This is a genomic window from Microbacterium sp. CIAB417, assembly GCF_022788845.1.
The window spans coordinates 38,572-63,816 of sequence record NZ_JAHZUT010000001.1; the positions used below are offsets into that span (position 1 = coordinate 38,572).

At 66.5% G+C, this 25,245-nt stretch carries 20 protein-coding genes, 1 tRNA gene and 1 pseudogene; 14 read left to right on the plus strand and 8 right to left on the minus strand.

Annotated elements, in window-relative coordinates; all coding sequences use genetic code 11:
- Positions 1-60: 60 nt before the first annotated feature.
- The 9 genes from KYX17_RS00175 to KYX17_RS00215 all read left to right on the plus strand — a co-directional run bounded on the left by KYX17_RS00175 (position 61) and on the right by KYX17_RS00215 (position 11,279).
- Positions 61-2,361 carry a DNA polymerase III subunit gamma and tau gene (locus KYX17_RS00175; RefSeq protein WP_243224535.1) on the plus strand — a complete coding sequence of 767 codons (2,301 nt, stop codon included), beginning with the start codon at positions 61-63 and terminating at the stop codon, positions 2,359-2,361.
- A complete protein-coding gene (gene recR / locus KYX17_RS00180; RefSeq protein ID WP_243224536.1) occupies positions 2,361-2,954 on the plus strand; it encodes a recombination mediator RecR in 594 nt (197 codons plus the stop codon). Before KYX17_RS00175 ends, recR begins: the two co-directional genes overlap by 1 nt.
- A 28-nt stretch (positions 2,955-2,982) precedes the next feature.
- Positions 2,983-3,900 (plus strand): DMT family transporter, encoded by a 918-nt coding sequence (locus tag KYX17_RS00185; protein ID WP_243224537.1) that lies wholly within the window; start codon positions 2,983-2,985, stop codon positions 3,898-3,900.
- Between the two features lie 100 nt (positions 3,901-4,000).
- Positions 4,001-5,287 carry an aspartate kinase gene (locus KYX17_RS00190; protein WP_243224538.1) on the plus strand — a complete coding sequence of 429 codons (1,287 nt, stop codon included), beginning with the start codon at positions 4,001-4,003 and terminating at the stop codon, positions 5,285-5,287.
- A gap of 368 nt (positions 5,288-5,655) precedes the next feature.
- A complete protein-coding gene (locus tag KYX17_RS00195) occupies positions 5,656-6,726 on the plus strand; it encodes an aspartate-semialdehyde dehydrogenase (protein WP_243224539.1) in 1,071 nt (356 codons plus the stop codon).
- 214 nt (positions 6,727-6,940) lie between these two features.
- Positions 6,941-8,371, plus strand: coding sequence for a malate dehydrogenase (quinone) (gene mqo / locus KYX17_RS00200; protein ID WP_243226135.1), 1,431 nt, complete (start codon positions 6,941-6,943; stop codon positions 8,369-8,371).
- A 9-nt stretch (positions 8,372-8,380) separates the two neighbouring features.
- The gene (locus KYX17_RS00205) at positions 8,381-9,037 is read left to right on the plus strand and encodes a thymidine kinase (RefSeq protein WP_243224540.1); all 657 of its coding nucleotides are present in this window, start codon (positions 8,381-8,383) and stop codon (positions 9,035-9,037) included.
- A 230-nt stretch (positions 9,038-9,267) separates the two neighbouring features.
- Positions 9,268-9,990, plus strand: a complete 723-nt coding sequence (locus KYX17_RS00210) for a FadR/GntR family transcriptional regulator (RefSeq protein ID WP_243224541.1) — start codon at positions 9,268-9,270, stop codon at positions 9,988-9,990.
- 23 nt (positions 9,991-10,013) lie between these two features.
- On the plus strand, positions 10,014-11,279 hold the full coding sequence (locus KYX17_RS00215; protein ID WP_243224542.1) for an alpha-hydroxy acid oxidase: 1,266 nt from the start codon (positions 10,014-10,016) through the stop codon (positions 11,277-11,279).
- A gap of 230 nt (positions 11,280-11,509) precedes the next feature.
- On the opposite strand, the gene KYX17_RS00220 is transcribed toward KYX17_RS00215, so the two are convergent.
- The 5 genes from KYX17_RS00220 to KYX17_RS00240 form a co-directional block, all read right to left on the minus strand.
- The gene (locus tag KYX17_RS00220) at positions 11,510-12,346 is read right to left on the minus strand and encodes a DUF1295 domain-containing protein (protein ID WP_243224543.1); all 837 of its coding nucleotides are present in this window, start codon (positions 12,344-12,346) and stop codon (positions 11,510-11,512) included.
- A gap of 36 nt (positions 12,347-12,382) precedes the next feature.
- Positions 12,383-13,138: an HAD-IIB family hydrolase gene (locus tag KYX17_RS00225; RefSeq protein ID WP_243224544.1), complete on the minus strand. Its 756-nt coding sequence runs from the start codon at positions 13,136-13,138 to the stop codon at positions 12,383-12,385.
- Positions 13,139-13,199: 61 nt separating this feature from the next.
- Positions 13,200-13,273, minus strand: a tRNA-Pro gene (locus tag KYX17_RS00230).
- A gap of 55 nt (positions 13,274-13,328) precedes the next feature.
- On the minus strand, positions 13,329-14,261 hold the full coding sequence (locus KYX17_RS00235; protein WP_243224545.1) for a metallophosphoesterase: 933 nt from the start codon (positions 14,259-14,261) through the stop codon (positions 13,329-13,331).
- Positions 14,261-16,837 carry a transglycosylase domain-containing protein gene (locus tag KYX17_RS00240; RefSeq protein ID WP_243224546.1) on the minus strand — a complete coding sequence of 859 codons (2,577 nt, stop codon included), beginning with the start codon at positions 16,835-16,837 and terminating at the stop codon, positions 14,261-14,263. The genes KYX17_RS00235 and KYX17_RS00240 overlap by 1 nt, the downstream gene beginning before the upstream one ends.
- A gap of 83 nt (positions 16,838-16,920) precedes the next feature.
- Between KYX17_RS00240 and KYX17_RS00245 the strand changes: the two genes are divergently transcribed.
- Entirely contained in the window at positions 16,921-17,145 is a 225-nt protein-coding gene (locus KYX17_RS00245; RefSeq protein ID WP_243224547.1) for a DUF4177 domain-containing protein, read from the plus strand.
- On the plus strand, positions 17,142-17,600 hold the full coding sequence (locus KYX17_RS00250) for a RidA family protein (protein WP_243224548.1): 459 nt from the start codon (positions 17,142-17,144) through the stop codon (positions 17,598-17,600). The genes KYX17_RS00245 and KYX17_RS00250 overlap by 4 nt, the downstream gene beginning before the upstream one ends.
- 139 nt (positions 17,601-17,739) lie before the next feature.
- Here the strand turns inward: KYX17_RS00250 and KYX17_RS00255 are convergent.
- Positions 17,740-18,024, minus strand: a pseudogene (locus tag KYX17_RS00255) (acetyl-coenzyme A synthetase); the annotation flags it as partial.
- A gap of 50 nt (positions 18,025-18,074) precedes the next feature.
- On the opposite strand from KYX17_RS00255, the gene KYX17_RS32190 reads away from it, so the two are divergent.
- The 3 genes from KYX17_RS32190 to KYX17_RS00270 all read left to right on the plus strand — a co-directional run bounded on the left by KYX17_RS32190 (position 18,075) and on the right by KYX17_RS00270 (position 20,467).
- Positions 18,075-19,673 (plus strand): recombinase family protein, encoded by a 1,599-nt coding sequence (locus tag KYX17_RS32190; protein WP_243224549.1) that lies wholly within the window; start codon positions 18,075-18,077, stop codon positions 19,671-19,673.
- A gap of 322 nt (positions 19,674-19,995) precedes the next feature.
- A complete protein-coding gene (locus tag KYX17_RS00265) occupies positions 19,996-20,289 on the plus strand; it encodes a hypothetical protein (RefSeq protein ID WP_243224550.1) in 294 nt (97 codons plus the stop codon).
- A gap of 1 nt (position 20,290) precedes the next feature.
- A complete protein-coding gene (locus KYX17_RS00270; RefSeq protein WP_243224551.1) occupies positions 20,291-20,467 on the plus strand; it encodes a hypothetical protein in 177 nt (58 codons plus the stop codon).
- Positions 20,468-21,211: 744 nt separating this feature from the next.
- On the opposite strand, the gene KYX17_RS00275 is transcribed toward KYX17_RS00270, so the two are convergent.
- Both KYX17_RS00275 and KYX17_RS00280 read right to left on the minus strand, forming a co-directional pair.
- A complete protein-coding gene (locus KYX17_RS00275) occupies positions 21,212-22,810 on the minus strand; it encodes an FtsK/SpoIIIE domain-containing protein (protein WP_243224552.1) in 1,599 nt (532 codons plus the stop codon).
- Between the two features lie 356 nt (positions 22,811-23,166).
- Entirely contained in the window at positions 23,167-24,462 is a 1,296-nt protein-coding gene (locus KYX17_RS00280) for a hypothetical protein (protein ID WP_243224553.1), read from the minus strand.
- Between the last annotated feature and the right edge of the window lie 783 nt (positions 24,463-25,245).

Genomic DNA, 25,245 nt, shown 5'->3' on the forward strand with positions numbered 1-25,245 from the left:
TCCGCGCGCAGGAGCCGGCCGAGCGATCCGAATGTCGGCGGCACGCCGTAGGCTGGACGGGTGACCACAGCCCTTTACCGCCGCTATCGGCCTGAGACCTTCGCGGAGATGATCGGGCAGTCGCAGGTGACCGAGCCGCTCATGACGGCGTTGCGCGGTGACCGGGTCGGGCACGCCTATCTCTTCTCCGGCCCGCGCGGCTGCGGCAAGACCACATCGGCGCGCATCCTCGCGCGCTGCCTCAACTGCGCCGAAGGGCCGACCGACACCCCGTGCGGCGTGTGCCCGAGCTGCGTCGAGCTGTCCCGCAGCGGTGGCGGCTCCCTCGACGTCGTCGAGATCGACGCGGCCAGCCACAACGGCGTCGACGACGCCCGCGACCTGCGCGAACGCGCCACTTTCGCGCCCAGCCGCGATCGCTTCAAGATCTTCATCCTCGACGAGGCGCACATGGTGACGCCGCAGGGCTTCAACGCCCTGCTCAAGCTCGTCGAAGAGCCTCCGGCGCACGTGAAGTTCATCTTCGCGACGACCGAGCCCGAGAAGGTGCTCGGCACGATCCGCTCGCGCACGCATCACTACCCGTTCCGGCTGGTGCCGCCGGCCGCGATGCTCGAATACGTCGAGAAGCTCTGCGCGGAGGAGGGGGTCCGGGTCGAGCAGGGCGTACTGCCGCTGGTCGTGCGGGCCGGCGGCGGATCGCCCCGGGACACGCTCTCGCTGCTCGACCAGCTGATCGCCGGCTCCGACGGAGACAGCGTGGCGTACGAGCGCGCGGTCGCGCTGCTGGGCTACACGCACGCCGCCCTGCTGGACGAGATCGTGGACGCCCTGGCCGCCGGCGACGCCGCGGCGGCGTTCCCCGCCGTCGACCGCGTCGTGCAGACCGGCCAGGACCCGCGACGCTTCGTCGACGACCTCCTGGAGCGGCTGCGCGATCTCATCGTGATCGCCGCGGTCGGAGACGGGGCGTCGGCCGTGCTGCGCGGCATCCCGGCCGACGAGATGCAGCGGATGCAGGATCAGGCCGCCGCCTTCGGTCCGTTGCGGCTGTCGCACACCGCCGACATCGTGAGCGCCGCGCTGGACGACATGTCCGGGGCGACGTCGCCGCGCCTGCACCTCGAGCTCATGATCGCGCGGGTGCTCGCCCCGTCTGCGGGCGTGGCCGCACCGGCTCCGACGACCGCACCGGGCACGCCGGCCGCGTCGACGCCGGCTGCCACGCGGCCCGCCGCTCCGACACCCGCCCCGGCGGTTCCCACCGCGCCCGCACCGGAGCGTGCCGTGTCCGCGGCCCCAGCCGGGACGCAGGCCCCGGAGGCCGCGCCGAACCACGGTCTCGACGCGCCGGAACCGGCGGCGACGACTGTCTCCGTCGACACAGGAGGGGCCGCCTCCGGTCCGTCCGCGCCTGCCGATCGGGCAGAGGCGCCGGGGACCGGCGCGGCTCCCGCCCCGGCGGAACAGGCGGCTCCGTCCGGGGCTGCTCCCGCATCGTCGCCCGCCCGCGCGGAGGGACCGGTCGACTTCGACCGCATCCGTGCCGCCTGGCCGGCCGTCCTGACCCGGCTCGAGACGATCAGCCGCTCGGCCTGGCTGATGGTGACGGCGATCCAGCCGCTGGCCTACGACACCGACTCCGAGGTGCTGACGCTCGGCTTCACGAGCCCGCAGGACGTCGCGCGGTTCAAGGGGACGACGCCCGGCACCGGCACGCCCGATCACCTCCGCACCGCGATCGAGCAGGAGCTCGGGGTGAAGGTGAAGTACAAGCCCGCTCCGCTGCCCGCTGGCGGCTCGACGGCCGCCTCCGCCTCGTCTCCGCCGTCCGCGCCGGCATCCGATCCTGCCCCGCGGCCGAGTGCGTTGTCCTCGGCGCCCGTGACCGAGTGGGCCGTCGCGCCGATCCCGAAGGGCAACGAGCCCGCCCAGACCCCCCTGCCGGTGGACGAAGAGCCGGCGGATGCCGAGTCGGCGTCCTCCGCGCCGCAGCCCCCCGTCGACGGAGGCATCTCGGACGAGGAGCCGCCGCTGCCCGGCGACGACGAGGCTCCCGACGAGGACGAGCCGCCGTACGAGCCTCCCTATGACGCGGGGCCGAGCGTTCCCGCCGGTGGACCGGCTCCGGCCGCTCCCGCCGTTGCCTCCCGGCCGGCTGCGATGCCCGCGGCGGCCTCATCCGCCGCGGTCGTGAACGCGCCGGCAGGTCCCGCGCCGCAGGCGCCCGTCGTCACCGCGCGCTCCGCGGCCCCCGACGGCATCCAGCGCTACGGCGAGGCCGTCGTGCGCCAGGTGCTCGGCGCGACGTTCGTGCGCGAGGAGCCGTTCGAGCCCCCGACGGCGACGAGGTTCAGCTGATGTACGACGGCATCGTCCAGGAGCTCATCGACGAGTTCGGCCGTCTCCCGGGGATCGGTCCGAAGTCGGCTCAGCGCATCGCGTTCCACATCCTCCAGACGCCGTCCTTCGACGTCGCGCGTCTCGCGGAGCTGCTCACCGAGGTGCGTGCGCGCGTGCGGTTCTGCGAGATCTGCGGCAATGTGTCCGAGCAGGACCGCTGCGCGATCTGCCGCGACCCCCGCCGCAACGCCGCGCTGATCTGCGTCGTCGAGGACGCGAAGGACGTCGCCGCCATCGAGCGCACCCGCGAGTTCCGCGGTCTCTACCACGTGCTCGGCGGCGCGATCAGTCCGATCGCCGGCGTCGGTCCGGATGACCTGCGCATCGCTCAGCTCATGACGCGCCTCGCCGACGGGACGGTGCAGGAGGTCATCCTCGCCACCAACCCGAACCTGGAGGGCGAGGCCACCGCGAGTTATCTCAGCCGCCTGCTCACGACCATGCAGATCACGGTGTCGCGTCTCGCCTCGGGCCTTCCCGTGGGCGGCGACCTCGAGTACGCCGACGAGGTGACGCTCGGCCGGGCCTTCGAAGGCCGGCGCACGCTGTGACGGTCCGCGACGCGATCGGCGTGCCCGCGTGAACGCGCATTCCGCGGTCACCCGGCGCGGCTGGCTGCTGTTCGGCGCCATGGCGCTGCTGTGGGGAGTGCCGTACCTGTTCATCCGCATCGCGGTGGAGTCCTACTCCCCGCCGGCGATCGTCGCGGGGCGCACGCTCATCGCGGCACTGCTGCTGCTGCCGTTCGCGCTCCGCAGCGGGGCGCTGCGGCCGGCCCTGAAGAAGTGGCCGTGGGTCCTCGCCTTCGGACTCGTCGAGATGGGCGGACCCTTCGTGCTGCTCGGCCACGCCGAGCAGACGCTGCACTCCGGGCCGACGGGACTGCTGGTCGCCACGGTGCCGCTGTTCGCCGCGCTCATCGCGCTCGGCGGAGGAGACCGGACCGTGCTCAGGCCGCTGCGCCTGGCGGGCCTGCTGGTCGGGTTCGCCGGCGTGGCGATCGTGGTCGCCGGTCCAGGACTCGCCTCCGGGGACCTGCTCGCGGCGGGGGAGGTCCTGCTCGTCGCCGTCCTGTACGCGATCGCGCCGTTCATCGTCGCGCGCAAGCTGGCCGACGTGCCCTCCCTCGGGACCATCACCCTCGCCCTTCTCGCGATCGGCATCATCTACCTGCCGATGGCCTTCGCGACGCAGCACGAGGTGCCCACGCTCGAAGCCACCGGCGCGCTGCTCGTGCTGGCCGTCGTGTGCACCGCGGTCGCCTTCCTCGCCTTCTTCGCCCTCATCCGCGAGGTCGGTCCGGTACGCGCACCGCTGTTCACCTACGTCAACCCGGTGGTGGCGATCATCCTGGGGGCGATCGTGCTCTCCGAGCCGATCACGCCCGGTCTGCTGATCGGCTTCCCGCTCGTGATCGTCGGATGCTGGTTCGCCGCGACCGGCGGACGCCTGCGCCCCGCAGCGCCCGTCACGCCCGCACCGCCGCAGACGCTCTGAGGCGCCCCGATCCCGGCGCCGTCACATGCGCAACGGGGCATATGGCACGAAAGTAGAATGTGCGGTGGGCGGATCCGCCCGTCATCCCTGGGAGTGATTCGTGGCCCTCATCGTGCAGAAGTACGGCGGCTCGTCTGTCGCCGACGCAGAGAGCATCAAGCGCGTCGCCAAGCGCATCGTCGACACCCGCCGCGCCGGACACGACGTCGTCGTCGCGGTCAGCGCCATGGGCGACACGACCGATGAGCTGCTGGACCTCGCCGCCGAGGTCGCGCCCATCCCCGCGCCGCGCGAGATGGACATGCTCCTGTCCAGCGGTGAGCGCATCTCGATGGCGCTTCTGGCGATGGCCATCCATTCGATGGGCTTCGAGGCGCGGTCCTTCACCGGCCCGCAGGCGGGGATGCGCACCGACGACAAGTACGGCTCCGCGCGCATCGTCGAGGTGAATCCGACGCGCGTGCGCGAGGCGCTGGACGAGGGCGCGATCGTCATCGTCGCCGGCTTCCAGGGCCTCAACGACGACACGCAGGACATCACGACCCTGGGGCGCGGCGGGTCCGACACGACGGCGGTCGCGCTCGCCGCGGCGCTGGATGCGGATGTGTGCGAGATCTACAGCGACGTCGACGGGATCTTCACCGCCGACCCGCGGGTCATCCCGAGGGCCCGCAAGCTCGACCACGTCTCCAGCGAGGAGATGCTGGAGCTCGCCGCGAACGGTGCGAAGGTCCTCTACATCCGCGCCGTCGAGTACGCGCGCCGTCACGGCGTCCTCATCCACGCCCGCTCGTCGTTCTCCGCGGCGGAGGGCACCTACGTTCTTGGTCGGGGGATGCTCAACCCCCGCGAATCCGAGGGAGAAGTCATGGAAGAACCGATCGTCGCCGGTGTCGCCACCGACCTCAGCCAGGCCAAGATCACGATCATCGGCGTTCCCGACGTGCCTGGCAAGGCCGCAGAGATCTTCCAGCTCGTCGCGAAGTCGGGTGCGAACGTCGACATGATCGTGCAGAACGTGTCGGCGGCCGCGACCGGCCGCACGGACATCTCCTTCACGCTTCCGAAGGCGGACGCCGCGACCGCGCTCAAGGCGCTCGCCGGCGAGCAGGAGGACATCGGGTTCGAGAGTCTCGTCCACGACGACCAGATCGGCAAGCTCTCCGTCGTCGGCGCCGGCATGCGCACGCACTCCGGCGTCTCCGCGAAGCTGTTCGAGGCGCTGTCGATCGCCGGCGTGAACATCGAGATGATCTCGACCTCGGAGATCCGCATCTCGGTGGTGCTGCGCGGCGACGAGCTCGCGGACGCCGCGCGCGCCGTCCACACGGCCTACGGCCTGGACAACGAGATCGAGGCCACGGTCCACGCCGGCACCGGACGCTAGGAGACTGCGCAGCGACTCCAGCGGATCACTGCCGCGCGGATCCTGCTCGGCGTCGTGCCGGGATCCGGAAGGACGCACGAGAGACGGAGAACCGCGCTCTGTTCCTCCGGATCTCGTGCCTTGCTCCGGAACCCGTGACGCCCGTCCGCAATGTCGGAGTTCCGGGATGCCGAGGGCGCCGGTGCATCGCGCCGTCACGACCACGCACTTCGGCCGGGGGACTCCCGTGCGGCTGCCGTGGACGCCGACGCTCCGGGAGCACGGTAGACTCGCCGAAACCCTGACATCGGCGCCAGGCGCGGCATCCGCACTCCGACGCCGCGCCGGGCGCCTCGCCTGCAGTTCTGCACCACGCTCGAGGAAAGCCCATGACCCGCATCTCCGACTCAGGATTCTCCGTCGCCATCGTCGGCGCCACCGGACAGGTGGGCACCGTCATGCGCGAGATTCTCAGCGAGCGGTCGTTCCCGATCCGGGAGCTGCGGCTGTTCTCCTCGGCGCGGTCGGCAGGCATCGCGATCGAGTTCGGGGGAGTGACGGTGATCGCCGAGGACGTCGAGACCGCCGACCCCGCGGGCATCGAGATCGCACTGTTCTCCGCCGGGGCGACGGCCAGCCGTGCCTATGCTCCGCGCTTCGCCGAGGCCGGCGCCGTCGTGATCGACAACTCCAGCGCATGGCGGAACGACCCCGAGGTCCCGCTGGTCGTCAGCGAGGTCAACCCGCACGCCATCGACGATCGGCCCAAGGGGATCATCGCGAACCCGAACTGCACGACGATGGCGGCCATGCCGGCGCTCAAGGCTCTGGATGCCGAGGCAGGCCTCGAACGCCTCATCGTGTCGACCTACCAGGCGGTCTCCGGCTCGGGGCTCGCCGGCGCGCAGGAGCTGCTCGGGCAGGTCGAGGGCGTGCTGGCGCAGGGAGACACGCTGCGCCTCGTGCACGACGGCTCCGCGCTCGACTTCCCGCAGCCGGAGAAGTACGTCGCGCCGATCGCGTTCGACGTCATCCCGCTCGCCGGGAACCTGGTCGATGACGGCCTGAACGAGACCGACGAGGAGAAGAAGCTCCGCAACGAGAGCCGCAAGATCCTCGAACTGCCCGACCTCCGCGTCGCCGGCACGTGCGTGCGCGTCCCGGTCTTCACCGGCCACTCGCTGTCGATCCACGCCGAGTTCGCGCGGGACATCTCGCCCGAGCGAGCGCGCCAGGTCCTGGACGCGGCGCCCGGGGTCGCCCTCGAAGAGGTGCCGACGCCGCTGCACGCGGCGGGCAAGGACCCGAGCTTCGTCGGGCGCATCCGGGCCGACCAGTCCGCGCCCGAAGACAAGGGGCTCGTGCTGTTCATCAGCAACGACAACCTGCGCAAGGGAGCCGCGCTGAACGCCGTCCAGATCGCCGAGATCGTCGCCGAGCGCCTCCGCGTACCGGCCTGACCCGCCGCACGCCCCGCGGTACGGATGTCAGGGCCGTGCTCGGATGTCGGGCGATCCGGCATCGTCCGGCCCGGCATCCGGGGGATCTCCCGACATCCGTACCCTGATCGCGTCTGGCCGGGCGGATCGCCGGCCGGTCGGGGCACGCGCCGGGGCGAACTAGACTGGTCGAGTGACTGAATCCGTCGACGTCGTCCTCATCGGTGGCGGCATCATGAGCGCCACCCTCGGAACGCTGCTTCACGAACTGCAGCCCGACTGGAAGATCGTCGCCTTCGAGCGGTTGAGCGACGTGGCGCAGGAGAGCTCCAACCCGTGGAACAACGCGGGCACCGGGCACGCCGCGCTCTGCGAGCTCAACTACATGCCGAGGAACCCGAACGGCCCGCTCGACCCGGCGAAGGCGGTGTCGATCAACGAGCAGTTCCAGCAGAGCCGCCAGTTCTGGTCGTCGCTCGTGGACAAGGGTGTGCTGGACGCGCCGTCGACCTTCATCAACGCCACGCCGCACATGACGTTCGTCCGCGGCGAGAAGGACGTCGCCTACCTCAAGGAGCGCTACGAGGTCCTCAAGCAGCAGCCGCTGTTCGAGGGCATCGAGTACAGCGAGGACTCCCGGGTCATCAACCAGTGGGCGCCGCTGCTCATGCAGCGCCGTCGCAAGGGCGAGCCGTTCGCTGCGACGCGGGTCCCGGCGGGCACTGATGTCGATTTCGGAGCGCTGACGCACCAGTTGTTCGACCACCTCACCGCCAAAGGCGTCGCCTTGCGCACCAACCAGGAGGTGCACAGCCTCAAGCGCCAGAAGGACGGCACCTGGCTGGTCAAGTACCGCACGACCCTCGGCCGCACGCCGGGCGAGATCAAGGCGCGATTCGTGTTCGTCGGGGCCGGAGGCTGGGCCCTGAAGCTCCTGCAGCGCTCCGGGATCCCCGAGATCAAGGGCTACGGCGTCTTCCCGATCGGTGGTCAGTTCCTCAAGACCACGAATCCGAAGGTCGTCGCACAGCACAAGGCGAAGGTGTACTCGCAGGCGTCCGTCGGTGCACCGCCGATGTCCGTGCCGCACCTCGACACCCGTGTCGTCGACGGCGAGGAGTCGCTGCTGTTCGGCCCGTTCGCGACGTTCAGCCCGAAGTTCCTGAAGAACGGATCCTGGTTCGACATCGTCGGTCAGGTGCGGACGCACAACCTCTGGCCCATGCTCCGAGTCGCGTTCGCCAACCCGGACCTCATCACGTACCTGATCGGCGAGCTGGCCAAGAACCACCGCAAGAAGGTCGACAGCCTGCGCGTCTTCATGCCGACGGCGAAGGACGAGGACTGGACTCTCATCCAGGCCGGTCAGCGCGCCCAGGTCATGAAGAAGGACCCCGAGAAGGGCGGCATCCTGCAGTTCGGCACGGAGGTCGTCTCCTCCGCCGACGGCTCCATCGCCGGCCTCCTCGGAGCGTCGCCGGGTGCCTCCACGGCGGTGCCGATCATGCTGCAGCTGCTGAAGACGTGCTTCCCCGACGATTTCCCGGGGTGGGAGCCGACGCTGCGCGAGCTGATCCCCACCTACGGCGAGAAGCTCAACGCGGACGCCGCGATCGCAGAGGCGTCGATGGCGTCCACAGCGGCCACGCTCGGCATCTCCCGGTAGCAGGCGACCGTGGCGAAGCTCTACTTCCGCTACGGCGCGATGAACTCGGGCAAGTCCACGGCCCTGCTCCAGGCCGCGTACAACTACGAGGAGCGCGGGCAGCGAGTGCTGCTGGCGAAGCCCGAGATCGACACCAAGGGCGCGTCGCAGATCGAGAGCCGCCTGGGTGTCACGCGCGAGGTCGACTTCCTCATCGGCCCGCAGGACGATGCGCGTGAGCTGTTCCTGCAGGAACGCGAGCGGATGCGGCAGCTCGACGCCGAAGGACTCATCCCGTCCGAGCGGCCGACCGAGGTCGCCTGCCTTCTCGTGGACGAGGCGCAGTTCCTCACACCCGAGCAGGTCGACGACCTGTTCCGCATCGCCGTGGTCGACGGCATCCCGGTGATGGCCTACGGCATCCGCAACGACTTCCTCACCCACGCGTTCCCCGGATCGGCGCGGCTGCTGGCGATCGCGCACTCGCTGGAGGAGCTGAAGACGATCTGCCGATGCGGCCGGAAGGCGGTGTTCAACGGCCGTGTGATCGGCGGACGCTTCGTGTTCGACGGCGACCAGGTGGCGATCGACGAGGGCGCGGCCGGCGGGGCACCCGTCGACGTCGTCACGTACGAGTCGCTGTGCGGCCACTGCTATCTCGAGGAGTCGGGCGGGCGGCTGGGCTGAGTCCGGGTCGCCGACTCCTGGTTCTGGTCGCAGTCCGCGTCGCTTCGCGCCGTCTCCGGGTCGTCCCGGTCGCAGTTCGTGCCGCTCCGACGCGGTGACCGACGTCGACTGCGACCCGAACCAGGGGAGCGAGAGGCTTACCGGCGCGAACTGCGACGGGAGCGCATCCGGCTCGCTTGCGTGGTCTGACCACAGTCGGCTAATCTGTGGTCAGACCACAGGAGGATCGGATGCCGGAGTCCACGACGCGCGCCTGGCGCACCGTGCTCGAGCACATCGAGACCGATCTCCTCGAGGGGCGTCTGGGGCCCGGCGACCGCCTACCCTCGGAGCGCGACCTGTCCGCCGACCTCGGGGTCGGCCGCTCCAGCGTCCGCGAGGCGCTGCGCGTGCTGGAGGTCATGGGGCTGATCCGCACGGCGACCGGCTCAGGGCCACAGGCGGGCGCGATCGTCATCGCGACTCCCACCGGGGGCCTGTCGGCGCTGCTGCGCCTCCAGGTCGCCGCACAGGGCTTCCCGCTGGCGGATGTCGTCAAGACGCGCCTGGTCCTCGAGGATGCCGTTGCCGCCGCGCTCGCCGCCGATCCCGATCGCGACACCGGCGAGGCGCATCGGATCCTCGCCGCCATGGACTCCGAGGCGCTGACCTCGGGTGAGTTCCTCGCCCTCGACGCCCAGCTGCACCTCGCGCTGGCCGAAGCATCCGGCAACGCCGTGATCGCGGCGATGATGGCGGGGCTGAGGACCGCCATCGAGTCCTACGTGCAGGCAGGCGCCGAAGCCATCGCCGATTGGAGTGTCATGGCCGCGCGCCTGCGCGCCGAGCACCGCGCCCTCGTCGCGGCGATCGACGCCGGAGACGTCGAGAGCGCCCGCGAGCTCGTGAGGACCCACATCACCGGCTACTACACCGCGGCGGGTCTCACCCGCGCGCCGTCCGACCGACCCTGAACCCCGCCATCGAAAGGAAGACCATGGTCAAGCGCCAGCTCCCGAACCCGGCCGAGATCCTCGAGCTGATGTCCTTCAAGAAGCCGGAGTTCGACGGACGCAAGCGTCGCCTCGATGCGGCCCTGACGATCTACGATCTGCGGAAGATCGCGAAGCGGCGCACGCCGAAGGCCGCGTTCGACTACACCGACGGTGCAGCTGAGGGCGAGCTGTCGCTCTCCCGCGCGCGTCAGGCGTTCGAGGACGTCGAGTTCCACCCCGGCATCCTGAAGCCCGCCCCGCAGGTGGACACCACCGTGGACATCCTCGGCGGACCGTCGTCCCTGCCGTTCGGCATCGCACCGACCGGCTTCACCCGGCTGATGCAGACCGAGGGCGAGGAGGCCGGTGCGGGGGCCGCCGCAGCAGCCGGCATCCCGTTCACGCTGTCCACGCTCGGCACCACGTCGATCGAGGGCGTGAAGGCGGCCAACCCCCACGGGCGCAACTGGTTCCAGCTGTATGTCATGCGCGACCGGGAGATCTCCTACGAGCTCACGCGCCGCGCAGCCGCGGCCGGCTTCGACACCCTCCACTTCACGGTCGACACCCCGGTCGCCGGCGCCCGCCTGCGCGACAAGCGCAACGGATTCTCGATCCCGCCGCAGCTGACGCTCGGCACCATCATCAACGCGATCCCGCGGCCGTGGTGGTGGTACGACTTCCTCACCACGCCGAAGCTTGAATTCGCCTCGCTCAGCTCCACGGGTGGCACCGTCGGAGAGCTCCTCGACGCCGCCATGGACCCGACGATCAGCTACGACGACCTCGCCGTGATCCGCGACCTGTGGCCCGGGAAGATCGTCATCAAGGGCGTGCAGAACGTCGAGGACTCGGTCAGGCTGAAGGATGCCGGAGTCGACGGCATCGTGCTCTCCAACCACGGGGGGCGCCAGCTGGATCGCGCGCCGATCCCGTTCCACCTGCTGCCGAAGGTGCGCGAGGCCGTGGGCGAGGAGTTCACCGTGATGATCGACACCGGCATCATGAACGGTGCGGACATCGTCGCCTCCGTCGCGCTCGGTGCGGACTTCACCCTGATCGGTCGCGCCTACCTGTACGGACTGATGGCCGGCGGGCGGCAGGGCGTCGACCGGGCGATCGCCATCCTGCGCACCGAGATCGAGCGCACGATGCGCCTGCTCGGGGTCTCCTCGCTGGCCGAGCTCGAGCCCGGCCACGTCACGCAGCTGCAGCGGATGGTCCCGGTGGGCGGGGTGGGCGCAGAGGCGTACTCTTCCGTTCGCTGAGCCGAGCGGCGTGCCCCTCGCTCGTTGAGCGGGCCGTTGAGTGAGCGTCACCCCATCTCGTTCGTTGAGTGAGCACCGCCCCCTCGTTCGTTGAGCGCGCGTCACCCCAGATCGCTCGTTGAGCGAGCGTCACCCCATCTCGCTCGTTGAGCGAGCGAAGCGAGTCGAAACGCCGCGACGGCTCGGCGGCCGTCACCGCGTTCCGGTGCGGTCGGCTCCGCCGTCCTCGCTCAGCGAGCGGGCACTCGCTCCCGCGGCGGCCACGGCACGATCATCGACGTGCGCCGACGGTAATCGGCGTACGCGGGGTACCGGGAGGCCGAGATCGACTCGGTGAAGATGGTCGATCCGACGAACAGCGCGGTCAGCAGGACGGGGCCGATGAGCGAAGCGTTCAGGACACCGCCGACGAAGCCGGCACCGGATGCCGCGGCGGCGGTGGCCCCGAGGGCGTAGAACACCCACCACTGGGCCTGCTCGAAGAAGAAGTTCGGGTGCCGGCTGTATCGGAAGAGGCCCGTGGTGAGGAAGCCGTCGGCGAGGACGCCGCCCGCGGCGGCCTTGCGCTGGTGGAACTCCCACTGCTGCTGGTCGGCGATCGTCTCGCCGGCCAGCAGCAGGACGAACAGCACGGTGAACGCGGCATCCCACCCGGTGAACGGCGCGGGGTGACGCAGAGCGACGCCCGCCGGCAGCGTGATGAGCACCAGGAGCGTCATCTGGAACCCGACGATGAAGAGCAGGTTGAAGACCTGGAACTGCCCTGCGGACAGGCGCGCACGCAGGATCGCCCAGCGGTAGTCCTCGGTGCCGGTGTAGCCGCCCTTCCGGGCGAAGTTGAAGGTGAGCCGCACGCCCCACGCGGTCACGAGCACGGCCATGACCACGAGCCGGGTCGCGTCGGCCCCTGACGCCAGCCCGTCGACGGCGAAGATCCAGACGTAGATCACCGGCACGATCGACCACGCGCGGTCCACCCACGAGGTGTCGCGCGTGAAGAGGGACAGCACCCAGCAGGCGGCGCTGGTGACGGCGGCCACGATGATGACGAGGGTGAGCGGTTCCATGCCGCCATGCTAGGGCGTCCGCCGCCCCATCGCCGGCTACAGCGTCGTGAGGAGCTCGTCCAGCTTGTCGGCCGTGTCCTCCCAGCCCTCCACGGCGATCGAGCGCACACCGAGAGCCAGGACCGGGTAGTCGTTCCCGCCGACGTCGAGGCGGTCGCCGTAGAAGAGCATGTCCGCCAGGGGGATGCCGGTGTGCTCCGTGAGAGCGGACATGCCGTAGGCCTTGTCGATACCCGCGCGGGTGATGTCGATCGACGTGGAGCCTCCGGAGCGCACCTCGAGCCCGGGGAGGCGTGCCGCCACGGCATCCCGCAGCGCGCCGCGCTTGGTGCCGTCGGGATCCCACGCGTGCTTGGCCTCCCGGGGCGCCTGCTGTCCCAGGGCGGAGAAGGTGATCTGCGAACCGCGGTCCTCCAGGATCGGACCCCACGGCTCCGGCTCCCACAGGCCCAGGCGCTCGGCCTCCTCGCGCAGCGCGGTCAACGCGGCATCCTTCTCCTCCGGGGAGAGGTCATGCGCGTAGACCGCGGCGAAGTCCGTGCCGTCGTGCCGGAGGTACCGGGTGCCGCACGTGGGGAGCAGATGGAGGCGTCCGAGCTCGGCGGCGTCCGCGTCGCCCAGCTGGGCGATGACCTGGCGGCGGAACTGGTCCTCGTTGCCCCCCGAGATGATGGCGACCTCGACGGTCTGCAGCAGGGCGCGAAGCAGCCGCGCGATCCGGGGGTCGATGGCTCCCTTCGAGGGCGCGAGCGTGTCGTCGAGGTCGAAGGCGACGAGGCGAGTGGGGTTCATCGGATCTCCAGCGTGTCCTGATACGCGAGAGGGCCCACCTTGCGGCGGGCCCTCTCGTTTGTCGGGGTGACAGGATTTGAACCTGCGGCCTCTTCGTCCCGAACGAAGCGCGCTACCAAGCTGCGCCACACCCCGTCGACAACCGTTCGAGTCTACAACGAATCTCCGCTGAGACCGAATCGGCGCCGCCTCATCCGCGTGCCGTGAGGGTCAGCAGCGTCGCCTCGGGGCGGCAGGCGAATCGGACGGGCGCGTAGATGGAATGGCCGCACCCGGCGCTGACGTTCAGGGGCACCGCGCGTCCGCCGTGCGTCCAGGTGCTCAGCCCCTTGGCCTGCTTCAGCGGGATGTCGCAGTTCGCCACGATCGCTCCGAATCCGGGCAGGCACACCTGGCCGCCGTGGGTGTGCCCGCCGAAGATCGCGTCCGCGCCGAGATCGACGTACGCGTTCAGCACCCGCTGGTAGGGGGCGTGCGTGACACCGAGCAGGGGAGTGCCGTCTCCGGCGCCGATCGCCGCCAGGGCGTCCGGCAGCAGGTCCAGTCGATCCCAGTCCCGGTGCGCGTCGCTCACCCCGACGAGGTCGAGGTCGGCGCCGGCGACACGAAGGCGAGCGGCTGTGTTGTTCAGATCCGTCCAGCCCAGTTCGTCCGTGAAGTACGCGTCCATGGCCTCGGTGTCGAGCAGTTCGGGGGCGCTGTGCCGTTTGGACGGGCCGGTGAAGTACTTCACGGGGTTGCGAGGCGAAGGGGCGTGCACGTCGTTGGATCCGTGCACGAAGACGCCCGGGATGCCCTTGAACGGGGCGAACGCACGGCGGATGCCGGCGAGGCCCTCGCGGTGGCCGAGGTTGTCTCCCGTGTTGACGATCAGGTCAGGCTCGAACGACGCGAGCGACGCCAGCCAGTCCTGCTTGCGATGCTGCCAGGGCGCCATGTGGGCGTCAGAGACGTGCAGCACGCGGATCGGCGGGGAGCCCGGCGGGAGAGCGGGTGCGGAGACCTCACGGAGTGTGAACAGGTATCGCTCGATGCCGATGCCCCACACCGCGGCGGCGACGCCGGCGGCCCCCACCGCGCCGAGCGCGATGAGGGCCGGGTGCGTCGAGGATGACCTCGTCATCAGTCGTCGTCGCCGTTGCCGTTGCCGTTGCCGTTGGCGCAGGTGATCGCGATGCTGGCGCTCTTGTTCACCGCGGTGTTCGCGGCCGGGTTCGTCCCGGAGACCTCGGCCCCCGGCACCGCGCAGGACGCATCCCAGCTCAGGTTGCTGAGTCCCGCGCCCGCGAGCGACGCCTGCGCCTGGTTCGCCTTCTGCCCCGTCACGTCGGGCACCGTCGTGCCCTGTCCGTTGCTCGGCGAGATGGTGACCGTCGCGCCTCCGGCGACCTTTCCGGCGCCGGGCGACTGCGCGGCGATGACGTCGGTCGGCTGGTCGCTGTCGACGGGAGCGCCGACCGTGACCGTGAAGCCGGCCTTCTCGAGGGTCGAGGTCGCCTCGTCGACCTTCATGCCGACCACGTTCGGCAGGTCCTTGAGGACCTGACGGGTCAGGTTCTTGTCCGGCTCGGGGAACGACTCGCCCCCGAAGGCGCGGTTGGCGGTGCGCTGCATGTCCTCCGCGATGGCGAAGCGCTTGTTGTTCAGGCCGTGTGCGCGCAGGGACGCGTTGCCGCTGGCGTTGCCGACCCAGACGGCCGTGGTGACCTTCGTGCTCGACTCGATCATCATGGTCTGGGTCTTCTCGTGCGTACCCGTCTTGCCGATCAGCGGCGTGCCGTCGTACGGGTTCGCCGACGACCCCGTGCCGCCGTTCATCACACCGCGGAGGGCGAAGGCCGCAGTGGCGGCGACCTCGGGCGAGATCACCTGCTCGCATGACGAAGCCGGCAGCTCCATCTCGGTGCCGTCCTGCTTCACGATCTTGTCGATCGCGCGAGGGGTGCAGTAGATGCCCTTGTTCGCGACCGTCGCGTAGGCCCCCGCCATGTCGAGAGGCGCGATCGCCTTGTCGCCGATCACGTTGTTGGGGAAGTTCTGCTCGGTCACGGATCCGCCGTTGCCGAGCTTGACGCCCAGGCGCTCCGCCATCTTGTTGATGTCGCAGAGGTCGAGCTGCTGTGCCATGGCCAGATAGCCCGTGTTGAGCGACGCGGACGTGAAGCGCATCGGGGTGCCCGTGTACCCTCCGACGTTGCCGGAGTTCTCGATCTTGGTGCTGTTCGGCACGGACTCGCCGCAGATCGTGAACGGGGTGATGGTCCGCACACGGCCGTCCAGCACCTCGTTGACCGAGTGTCCCTGCTCGAGCCAGTCCAGCAGCGTGAACAGCTTGTACGTCGATCCGACGTTGAAGCCGTTTGCACTGCCGTGCGCGCTGTCCGCGGCGTACACCTGCGCGGACAGCCCCGATCCCGGGGTGGCGCTCGCGGACTCACTGAAGTCCGTGTTCTGAGACATCGAGAGGATCCGGCCGGTGCTCGCTTCGAGCTGCACGCCCACCGCTCCGACGTTGATGCCGTCCATGCGGGCCGGCACGTTTTCCGCCATGGTCTCGATCGCGGTCTGCTGGAGGTCCAGGTTCAGCGTCGTGTAGATGTCGAGGCCGCCGCGCTGCAGCGTGTCGCGCCGGTCCTGGTCGGTCTCGCCGAACGCTTCATCGGACTGGATGACCGACTTCACGTACTGGCAGAAGTAGGCGTTCTTGCCGGCTGCGGCGCACCCCTGCGTCGCCGGGTGGATGCTCGGCGTGATCGGCTCCGCGATGACGGTGTCGTACTGCTCCTGCGTGATCTTGCCGTCGGCGAGCAGACGCCCCAGCACGTAGTCGCGTCGGTCGAGGGTCTTGGCGTACCCGTCCGCTTCGCTGTTGATGGGGTTGCCGTCCGCATCCGTCATCGACCCGGCCTTGATGTCGATGCGGAACGAGTTCGGGTTCTGCACCATGCCGGCCAGCGTCGCGGCCTGGTTCAGATTCAACTTCGCTGCCGACACTCCGTAGTAGTACTGGGCCGCGGCCTCGATGCCGTAGGTGGTGCCGCCGAAGTTCGCGAGGTTCAGGTACCCGAGGAGGATGTCGTTCTTCGAGTACTCCTTCTCGATCTGGAGCGCGTAGCGCATCTCCTGGAGCTTGCGCTCCATGCCCTCGGCGCCGGACGCGTTGGTGGCGTCGGTCCAGCACTTCGCCAGCTCCTCGGCGTAGCCCTCCTGGGAGGGGGACGCCTGCTTCTCGCACCGCTGCACGAGTACGTTCTTCACGTACTGCTGGCTGATCGTCGACGCGCCTCGGCTGGACGTCCCCTTGGCGTAGTCGATGAGGGCCTTCGCCGTCGCGCCGATGTTGATGCCGCCGTGCTCGTAGAACGTCTTGTCCTCACTGGACAGGATCGCGTCGTACAGCACCGGCGCGACCTGCTCGTAGGTCACCGGGATGCGGTTCTGGTCGTAGAACGACGCGAGCTTGACGTTGGAGCCGTCGCCGCGCGTGGCCCAGATCGTCGTCGGCTCCATCGGGGCGTCCGGCTTGAGGTCGTTCGGCAGCTCTTCGAAGAGGTTGATGGCTGCGGAACCCGCGAGGCCCGTCATCGCGATCGCGGGGGTCACAGTCGCCGTGACGAGGACACCGGCGACGGCGCTGAGGCCGACGAGCCCGACGAGACCGCCGAGCACGCCCTTCAGCGTGCGATTGTTCTGAGGCATACGCTAGATCGTAGGGGAGTTCCCTGAAAAACCACCTCGACGCCGGGCCTGCGCCCGCAGCGTCACCGACCCGCAGGAGTGCCATGACCACGTGGGAATACCTCACCACGCCGCTGCTGATCCACAACACCGCAGCCATCCTCAACAACTGGGGCAAGCAGGGCTGGGAGCTCGTGCAGGTCGTCCAGGGGCCGGAAGGCGGCCTCGTCGCGTACTTCAAGCGGCCCGCCGCCGGTGACGGCGCGAACGACGCGGGCCTCGCCGCCGCGGAGCAGGCCGCGCGCCAGTTCGAGGGCGGCGCGGCATGAGCCTCGCCGACCGCCTGTCCGAGCTCGGCATCGAACTGCCCGCGGTCGCCGCCCCGGTCGCAGCCTATGTGCCCGCCGTGGTGCACTCCGGTCTCGTCCACACGTCTGGCCAGCTGCCCTTCGTTGACGGCGCGCTCCCCGCGACCGGCAAGGTCGGCGCCGGTGTCGACCCCGAGGACGCCAAGGGGTACGCCCGCACGTGCGCGCTGAACGCGCTGGCGGCGGCCGCGGATGCCGCGGGCGGCCTCGAGAGGATCGGGGGAGTCCTGCGGGTCGGCGGCTTCGTGGCGTCGGATCCGGCGTTCACCGGTCAGCCGGGCGTCATCAACGGCGCGAGCGAGGTGCTCGGCGAGATCTTCGGGGATGCCGGACGGCACGCCCGCGCGGCGGTCGGCGTGCCGGTGCTGCCGCTGGACAGCCCCGTCGAGGTCGAGGTCGTGTTCCTCCTGGCGTGAGCCCGCTCGGGCCGGGTGTCGTCCGGCATCCGTGTCGACCGATACCCAGCGCCCTCAGCGACAGACCCCGTCTGAATGACGAGACCCCGCCCTGTTCGCGTGGACAGGGCGGGGTCTCGTCAATCAGGAGAGGTCTGCCCTACCGGACCTGCGCCGAGATGATGCTCATGACCGCGGTGTCGGCGAGCGTGGTGGTGTCGCCGACCTCGCGTCCCTCGGCGACGTCCCGCAGCAGCCGCCGCATGATCTTGCCGGAGCGGGTCTTGGGCAATTCGCCCACGATGTAGACGTCGCGGGGACGGGCGATCGCGCCGATCTGCTCGCCGACCCAGAGCCGCAGCTGCTGCGCCAGTCCCTCGGGGGTGTGCTCCGCGAGGAAGCTCTCCTTGAGGATCACGAACGCCACCACCGCCTGGCCCGTGGTCGCTTAACGTTGTTTAATGGTTTCGCGTAGGTTTTCGGCGAGGAGCAAAAGTGGCGTTTGACGGAAGAGCAGTCATCTACTGCCGGATCAGCGATGATCGCGAGGGGGAGGCAGTCGGCGTTGAGCGTCAGGAGAAGGATTGCCGTGAGTTGGCGGCGCGTCTAGGCCTTGAGGTAGTAGACGTGAAGATCGACAACGACATTGGGGCCAGCAATAGGACTGGAAACAAAGTCCGCCCTCGTTACCAGGAGATGCTATCCGCGGTGCGAGCAGGCCTCGTTGACACGATCATTGCCTACTCCAACTCTCGGCTCACTCGACGACCGCTTGAATGGATCGAGCTGATCAACCTCGCTGAGTCTGGTGCCCTTCAGATCAAGACAGTTGTTTCAGGCAGCCACGACCTCACCACGGCTGACGGTCGAGCTGTTGCCCTCACAGTGGCCGCCTGGGACGCCGCTGAAGCTGACCGAATCTCGGAGCGCATCAAGGCCACCAACCGTCACAAAGCACTCAAGGGGGAGCCAGGGATCCAACACCGGAGGCCCTTCGGCTTCGAGAAGGACGCGATCACCCACAACCCTGAGGAAGCCGCTCTGATCAGGGCCGCCGTGAAGGACATTCTCATGGGCGCCTCAATCACAAGCATCCGGCGTAAGTGGGAGAAGCAAGGCGTGCTCACCACGGACGGCTCAAGCAAGTGGGGTTGGACGCCGGTTCATCGCGTGCTCTTCAGTTGGCGCACGGTAGGTATCCGAGAGCTCAATGGCGAACCCGTGACGGACGAGAACGGTGAGTTCGTCAAGGGAGTCTGGGAACCGATCATCTCCCTGGAAGATCGTGAGGCCGCCCTGGAGATGCTGAAGAAGAGGACACGCAAGGGGGAGCGGCAAGGCAAGTGGTTGCTTCAGGGTCTCCTACGCTGTGGCCGCTGTGGCAAGCCTCTCTATGGAGCCCTCATGAAGCCGCCACGCACGCACTCCTACACCTGCACGGCTAACGGCTCGACACACCTAGGCATCGCGGCAGAGCGCTTAGAGAACTACCTGCGAAGGGTTGTGTTCCGCTACCTGCTTGAGAAGACGATACGCCTGGACAACGAAGCTTCCGGTGTACAGAAGCAGACCTGGCCCGACGAGCACAAGCTTGAATCAGTCGCCCGCAAGATTGACGAGCTCATGGAGGCGTACAACACGGACATGCTCTCAGGATCCATCGTGTTCCCTCAGGTGGAGCGCCTTGATCAAGAGCGGCGACAGCTTCAGAAGGAGCGTTCGGTCTTCTACAGTGAGCAGAGGGACAAGCCCACACTCATCGCGACGCGGGAAGAAGCTTGGGCGCGCTATAAGAAGATACATGAACAGTCTTTCGAGGACACCCAACTTGCTTTAAGGCAGGAGATCAACTCTGTGGTGATCGGTCCCGGCACTCGCGGACACGCTGGCAAGTCCTACGAGGTCTTCAAGAAGCGAGTCACGATCCACTGGAACGAACCTCACTACGAGTTCGATGGCATGACCGCTGAAGAGTTGGCGGACACTCCATTGCGCAAGCTTGATGTAGGTGAGCAGGAGTGGGGAGCGCCGCTGTCTGAGGAGGAGCAAGCTCGCCTCGACGCCTTGGAGAACCTTGGCCGCACGGAAGAGTAGAAGTCGGTCATGAGCGGTCACCAGACGCCGCTAGAGCGAGTCTCCTGAGCCGGACGCACAATGACTCGGCCTTCGAGTCCGCGAGCGGAGAACACAAGCCAGTGGTCTCTTGAGAGCCGGTCCACTTCGCAACCACCTAACAGAGTCCGGTTACCACTAGTGGTTTAGCTACCGGCTTCTAGATCGAGTGACGCCACAACCACTAATGGTTCTTCTGGCTTAAGCGAGCCGGTTAGCCCTGGCTTAGTGGTTGCGCTTCTCAGTAGACCGGTTACGGTTCCAGTCCATGACAAGGCTAAACCGGCTCGTGCTGATTGGCTCCGTGACCATCCTCGCGCTGTTCGCAATCTTCGTGGTTTCTCGGCCCTTCCTGCGTGAACCGGTTGCGCCAGTGGTCCACGTGACCGTTGAGCCAGAGGCCACGGACGAAGCCACTACGCCACCGAGCGAGCCACCCACTGGCTCGCTTCCGGAAGCCACCGAGCCGCCCAGTGAGCCACCCACTCCGGCTTACGAGACCGGTCAGCGAGCCGGTGAGCAGGTGGACCGGTTGTGGCAAGAGACCAAGGAGTTCAGCAAGGGCTTCTGGGACCAGCTAACCAACAAGGAGGACTGAGATGGCAACCGTTACCAGCAAGCAGTGGGTCGAGTCCGAGGAGTGGCGTTCCATCGTTTCGCCTGAGCACCACGAGGACTTTCTGAACACCCTCAAGGAGATGCGCGCAGATGGAAGCGAGGTAACCAGCGTGCTCGTCATCGGTGGCACGCCCATCACCTACAACACGCGCGGCTGATCGACAGCACAGGGGTCACGGTCTACGGATCGTGACCCTTTCGCTTGCGAGCTTGAGCTTCCGGTGTACAGAGCCATAGGAGGCACGCCGACGCTGGCTCGTGATCTGGGGTCGCAGAGTGGATGGGCGTGTGATCGTGCGTCCGATTCGAGAAGCTCGCGGAGACTGCGAGCAGTGACCTTCTGATATTGGTTCTGCGTCGTTGTTGGTACGGCCTCCTTAAGGCAAAGCCCCCGAAGCTCATCTTTGTGTACTTCGGGGGCTTTGCGTTTGAGCTTTAATCGCTGAGTGTGAAGTTTCCTCGTCTGCGAAGGTCGCTCGTGGTGGTCTGCCATAGGCGTGCCAGTTCTTCATGAGTGATACCGAGACGCATAGCAAGGGCGTGCGAGTTCCCGGAGAAGTCACGAGGAACCTCATAGCCGCGCTTCTGTAGCTTGCTAAGCATCCCGTAGTGAACATAGCCATCCTCTGACATTAGTTGCGTCTCCCGCTTGTAGCTCTTCTTCAGCGCGTCATAGTTCCGCGGTCGCGTGGGACGCCAGCCCTTGCCGGAGGTTCGCTTGTTGCCCCGACCGTCATAAAGCTCGTAACCGCAGTGACCGCAATCTATGGGTAGACCCGGATCCTCTGCTATGGCCTCATCGATGGTCATAGGCTTCATGCCCAGACGAGTCTTACCGGGGGATATGTAATTGATGTTCCGCTTACATTGTGGGCAGATTGACTCACTCATTTCCTTTCTCCTTATTTGATGGGCGGTAGGCCCGCCTCGCCGTTATCGTCTTCGTCATCTTCCTCGGGGCCGTCCACGAAGCCCCAAGATTCTTCAATGTCCTTCTCGGTTGGTTCCTCGAACGGATCTTCCTCCTGAACCTGGACCCTGGAAGCCAGTGGCTTACGGTTAGCGAGAACCAGATCGGCAATGTCGCGGTCCGAACTGTAGGCAAAACGCACGCGCACGGGGTTGCCGGTCTCTTCCTTCACGAAGCCAATACCCGCGGTGGCGTAACCGTTGCTCTTGTTCGCGGGCGCAATCTTCGTGGAGTCGAAGCCAGCGGCGGCGGCACCCTCGCCTAGGAAGAGATCATTGAAGTAGGCCGAGGGCTGCTTCAGCACGATCACATTAGCGAAGTTGTTACGCATCCTTCCCAGAAGTTCCTTGTCGGCTTCCTGTGTAGCGGCAATCACGATGACACCCAAAGAGCGCCCCTGAGCGAGGATGGTAGTGAGAAGGGTGATACAGCGCTTGCCCTCCTTACCTCGATCCTGGAAGGCGATCAAGAGGCTAAGTAGCTCATCGATCATCAGAAGGATCAGCGGTGTCTCGGTGGTGTAATCCAGTGAGCGTCCGAGGTCAGCGTCTTCAAGATTCACCCGGACCTCCCGCCCGCGCTTCATCATGAGGTCATAGGTACGCTCAATCAACGCCATCGCCTCTGGCACGTTGTCCTCAGCCTGTCCAAGCACAAGCTGTTCAAACAATGAGGACTCAGAGAAGGACTTGAACTCACTGTTCTTCGGATCAATACCAAACAGGCGCACTCGACCCTCCTTTACAGCGGGAGCCACTTGTCGGATCAGGCCTTGGAGCGGCGATCCTTTACCGGAACCAGTCATGCCGAGGATGAGCCCGTGGTGCGTGGGGTAGTTCCAGACCTCACCGTTAGCTGTCACCGCGAGAGGGATCGAAGCAAGGTTCTCGACAGGGTGAGCCTCGAAGAAGTCACGCCCGTGCTTCTCGTTCGTCAAGCGATCCACAGGCTCGACAGTGTGCGCCTCGAAGCGAACCGAGCGGTAGTCCGAGGAAGGCATGGGGAGGAGGGAGTGAAGGCCTAGCTGAGCAATGATGTGCGGTGCCAGACCCTTGATCTTCTGCTCAGTCAGCCCGCGAAGCTGGAACGTGATGAAGAAGTGCTCAGGACCGGCGTTGGCGGGCTGTAGTGCTTCAGGCATGACCTCGACGGAGACCATGCTCGCGGCGGCGGCGATCTGCTTGCGGGTGAGGGTGTATTGCTTGCCCTTCAGCTCGTGCTTGCGGCGCTTGTTCGCGGCCTTCACGGCTTCCGGGTACGGGGAGAGCCACGGCTTCTGCTGATGTGGCTTCTTGTTGCTCTCGCGGTCGATGGGCACTTGGAACGCCTGCGGGGGAGCGAGGGTGTCCACAACCTCACCGTTCTCAAGTAGCTCTGCCAGCACATCGAACTCGGCCAGTTGGGCCTCATTGAGCTTGCGCAGTGCCATCTTGCGAATCAGCCGCGGTAATAGAAGCCGCACGGCCACAGCACCGCCAACGAGAACGGTGAGGCCGACAGCGGCAAGGGTGATTATCTGGGTTGCGTCCATTAGAGGTCTCCTTTCTAGTTCTCGGACATTTGGGCGAGTAGGTCAGCGACGATACAAAGGGTTTCGCACTCATCGCACTGGAAGATGTCGGTAGTCAGGGCGCGGTAGCGAGCACGCCCCGTGCGGATCCACCACTCCATCGGTTGACGGTGTGGCACGTCCACGGCAAGTTGAGCGTGAATGTTGCGAGCCTTTTGCTCAGCTAGCTCACCCTTGGTGAACCACGAATCCTTCGGTAGGCCAGGAGCGGGGTGCTTGTACTCAGTCATAGGTCCCACTCCAATTCCGGGAAGGCTTCTTCAAGGAAGGCCTTCAGTGAATCAAGGTCACTTGATTCTGGCTTCTGCTCGTCCATGTCAATCACCGATCCTTCTCTTGAGCTTGACCGGTGAACCGTCACGGTGAGTCAGCTCGATCACGGAAAGCGCGCCGCTCTTGAACAGGCCGAACTCGTGCTTCTGGTCAATCCTCTTCATGAGTGCTCCGACACCGTTCTGAACCGTGAAGTAGATCACTCGACCGTAGGCGAACCTGTGACGAAGCTCGGCCGCGTACAAGCGCAATAGAGATTCGTAATCGTCCCAGTGCTTCTTACTAAGCTCAATCTCAACCATGATCGACTTGCTCTGGGCGCCCTTACGGACAGACTCAAGGGAAACAACTAGGTCTGGTAGGTGCTTCGTCTTCGGTCGAGAGTTGGGGAACTTCGATGCGGGGAGCCCCATTACGCGAAGCTCAGGGTGCGCCTCTAGAACCTCGTTCCAAGAGAGAAACCCACCCTCAACCTCCTTCTGAATCTCCTCAATCTTCTGACTACGCCAAACGCCAAAGTCACTGAGCTTACCCTCCTTCTTGTTCGCTCCTAAAGCGGTTTCCAGAGGTTTGAAGTCACGGCGCACCTGCTGCTCACTGATGAGATACTTGAGTGGCACCGGAGGGAGAGAGAGCTTATCCTTAAAGAAGTTTTCCGGAGAGGCGAACTGAGCCGCCACGAGAGCGACGAAACGCAAGTGGTTCAGATGCGACAAGCTCATACCCTCAAGGGCGTCAGGACTCGCCTCGTTAGGTTCTTCGAGGAAGCCGAACTGCTGAGCCGCGAGCACGCCAGCCTCGGTAGCACCCCAATGAGTCACTGCCTCACCGTTGTTAGAACGGCGGTGAGACTCAACCAAGCCGAGCCTCTTGAACTTCTCCAGTTGCTTCATCGCACCGGGTACAGTGAGTAACTTCCCACCCTCGTACACGGGGCTAGCCTGTGACTTACGCAGGATCGAGACCGCCTCAGCGGTGGCTCCAGGGAACTTCGCCACGAACGCAAGCAACGGCGCGCCACCCTCAGTGAGGCGCGCTCGTGGGGTTGCTCGACGGGGGTTCGGCACACCCTTCCTGTAGCCCTTCTCACCGAACTTCGGAGCGGAAGCCACCGGCTTCACTGGCGTAGTCACCAGCGTTCTAACAGGCGCGGGAGCCTCTGGCTCGTCGTCTTCTAACAGTGGATTCACCGGACTCGCTGGTGGTTCAGCCACTAGTTCAGCCACGGGTTCACTAGTCGGCAAAGTCGGGCGCTGGATGCGGAAAGTAGGTACACGAGGCGCTTCTGGGGCGCCGGTTTCCTCATCTTCGTCAAGAAATGGGTTGACCGGTTCAGTCATGGTGGACTCCTTTCGTTGTTGTGAAAGGAATATCGGCACGGGCTGACTGAACCTAGGGACTGAACCTAGAGCCTGAAGTAGTGGGTGAAGATAGTGGGGACCCCTCTTGACGAGTTCAACCACTAACTTCAAACATGGCTGAACCCGTACTGCGCGCGAGAAACCCACGGCGCTCGGTAATCTTGCGTTTCGTCTTACGACGACCAAGGGGTACCCCCCTGGACCCCCACTCCCTCCTTTAAGAAGCTTCCTAAAATCCTGCCAACGTAGAGCCTCCTTGGATGCGACTCCCTTCAAGCCAACAACGGCTTTCAACCCCGCCAACGAAAAGAGTCCCTGGACTGCTCTGTCTCCAAGTCTTCAGCGCCTTTCAACAACTGCCGTAACTCATCGTTTACTGGATTACACCCTGAGCTCCGACGGCCGCTCTGTTTAACAAGCCTTTCCACACTGTAAGCAGTATGCGAGCACTTCTGGGAAATGAAGCTTTCCCGGACCGCCTTCTGAATGAACCTTCAGCGCGTTCCAAAATAGAGCGTTTGTGGATCACTCTTTCGGCTCGTCGGCTGGAAGCGACTCGCGGTAAGCGAGCGAGGCTCTTGGTGTGACACGTTCTCAAGAAGAGGTCTCTCTCCCCGGTGAGTCGCTTCTTGGTGTGACACGTTCTCGCGCTATGTGTCACACGTCCTCAAGTTCAGTCAGCGAGCGGCTGTCTGTCTTCAAATGTGTGTGTCGCACATAGCTGAGCCGAGAGCGAGTGCGGTACGCGAGAGTCTTTGAGAA

Excerpts from the sequence above, each read along its gene's own strand:
- recR (WP_243224536.1), top strand. The coding sequence starts at position 2,361 with ATGTACGACGGCATCGTCCAGGAGCTCATCGACGAGTTCGGCCGTCTC.
- KYX17_RS00195 (WP_243224539.1), top strand. The coding sequence starts at position 5,656 with ATGACCCGCATCTCCGACTCAGGATTCTCCGTCGCCATCGTCGGCGCC.
- mqo (WP_243226135.1), top strand. The coding sequence starts at position 6,941 with ATGAGCGCCACCCTCGGAACGCTGCTTCACGAACTGCAGCCCGACTGG.
- KYX17_RS00210 (WP_243224541.1), top strand. The coding sequence starts at position 9,268 with ATGCCGGAGTCCACGACGCGCGCCTGGCGCACCGTGCTCGAGCACATC.
- KYX17_RS00215 (WP_243224542.1), top strand. The coding sequence starts at position 10,014 with ATGGTCAAGCGCCAGCTCCCGAACCCGGCCGAGATCCTCGAGCTGATG.
- KYX17_RS00220 (WP_243224543.1), bottom strand. The coding sequence starts at position 12,346 with ATGGAACCGCTCACCCTCGTCATCATCGTGGCCGCCGTCACCAGCGCC.
- KYX17_RS00225 (WP_243224544.1), bottom strand. The coding sequence starts at position 13,138 with ATGAACCCCACTCGCCTCGTCGCCTTCGACCTCGACGACACGCTCGCG.
- KYX17_RS00235 (WP_243224545.1), bottom strand. The coding sequence starts at position 14,261 with ATGACGAGGTCATCCTCGACGCACCCGGCCCTCATCGCGCTCGGCGCG.
- KYX17_RS00240 (WP_243224546.1), bottom strand. The coding sequence starts at position 16,837 with ATGCCTCAGAACAATCGCACGCTGAAGGGCGTGCTCGGCGGTCTCGTC.
- KYX17_RS00245 (WP_243224547.1), top strand. The coding sequence starts at position 16,921 with ATGACCACGTGGGAATACCTCACCACGCCGCTGCTGATCCACAACACC.
- KYX17_RS00250 (WP_243224548.1), top strand. The coding sequence starts at position 17,142 with ATGAGCCTCGCCGACCGCCTGTCCGAGCTCGGCATCGAACTGCCCGCG.
- KYX17_RS00270 (WP_243224551.1), top strand. The coding sequence starts at position 20,291 with ATGGCAACCGTTACCAGCAAGCAGTGGGTCGAGTCCGAGGAGTGGCGT.
- KYX17_RS00275 (WP_243224552.1), bottom strand. The coding sequence starts at position 22,810 with ATGGACGCAACCCAGATAATCACCCTTGCCGCTGTCGGCCTCACCGTT.
- KYX17_RS00280 (WP_243224553.1), bottom strand. The coding sequence starts at position 24,462 with ATGACTGAACCGGTCAACCCATTTCTTGACGAAGATGAGGAAACCGGC.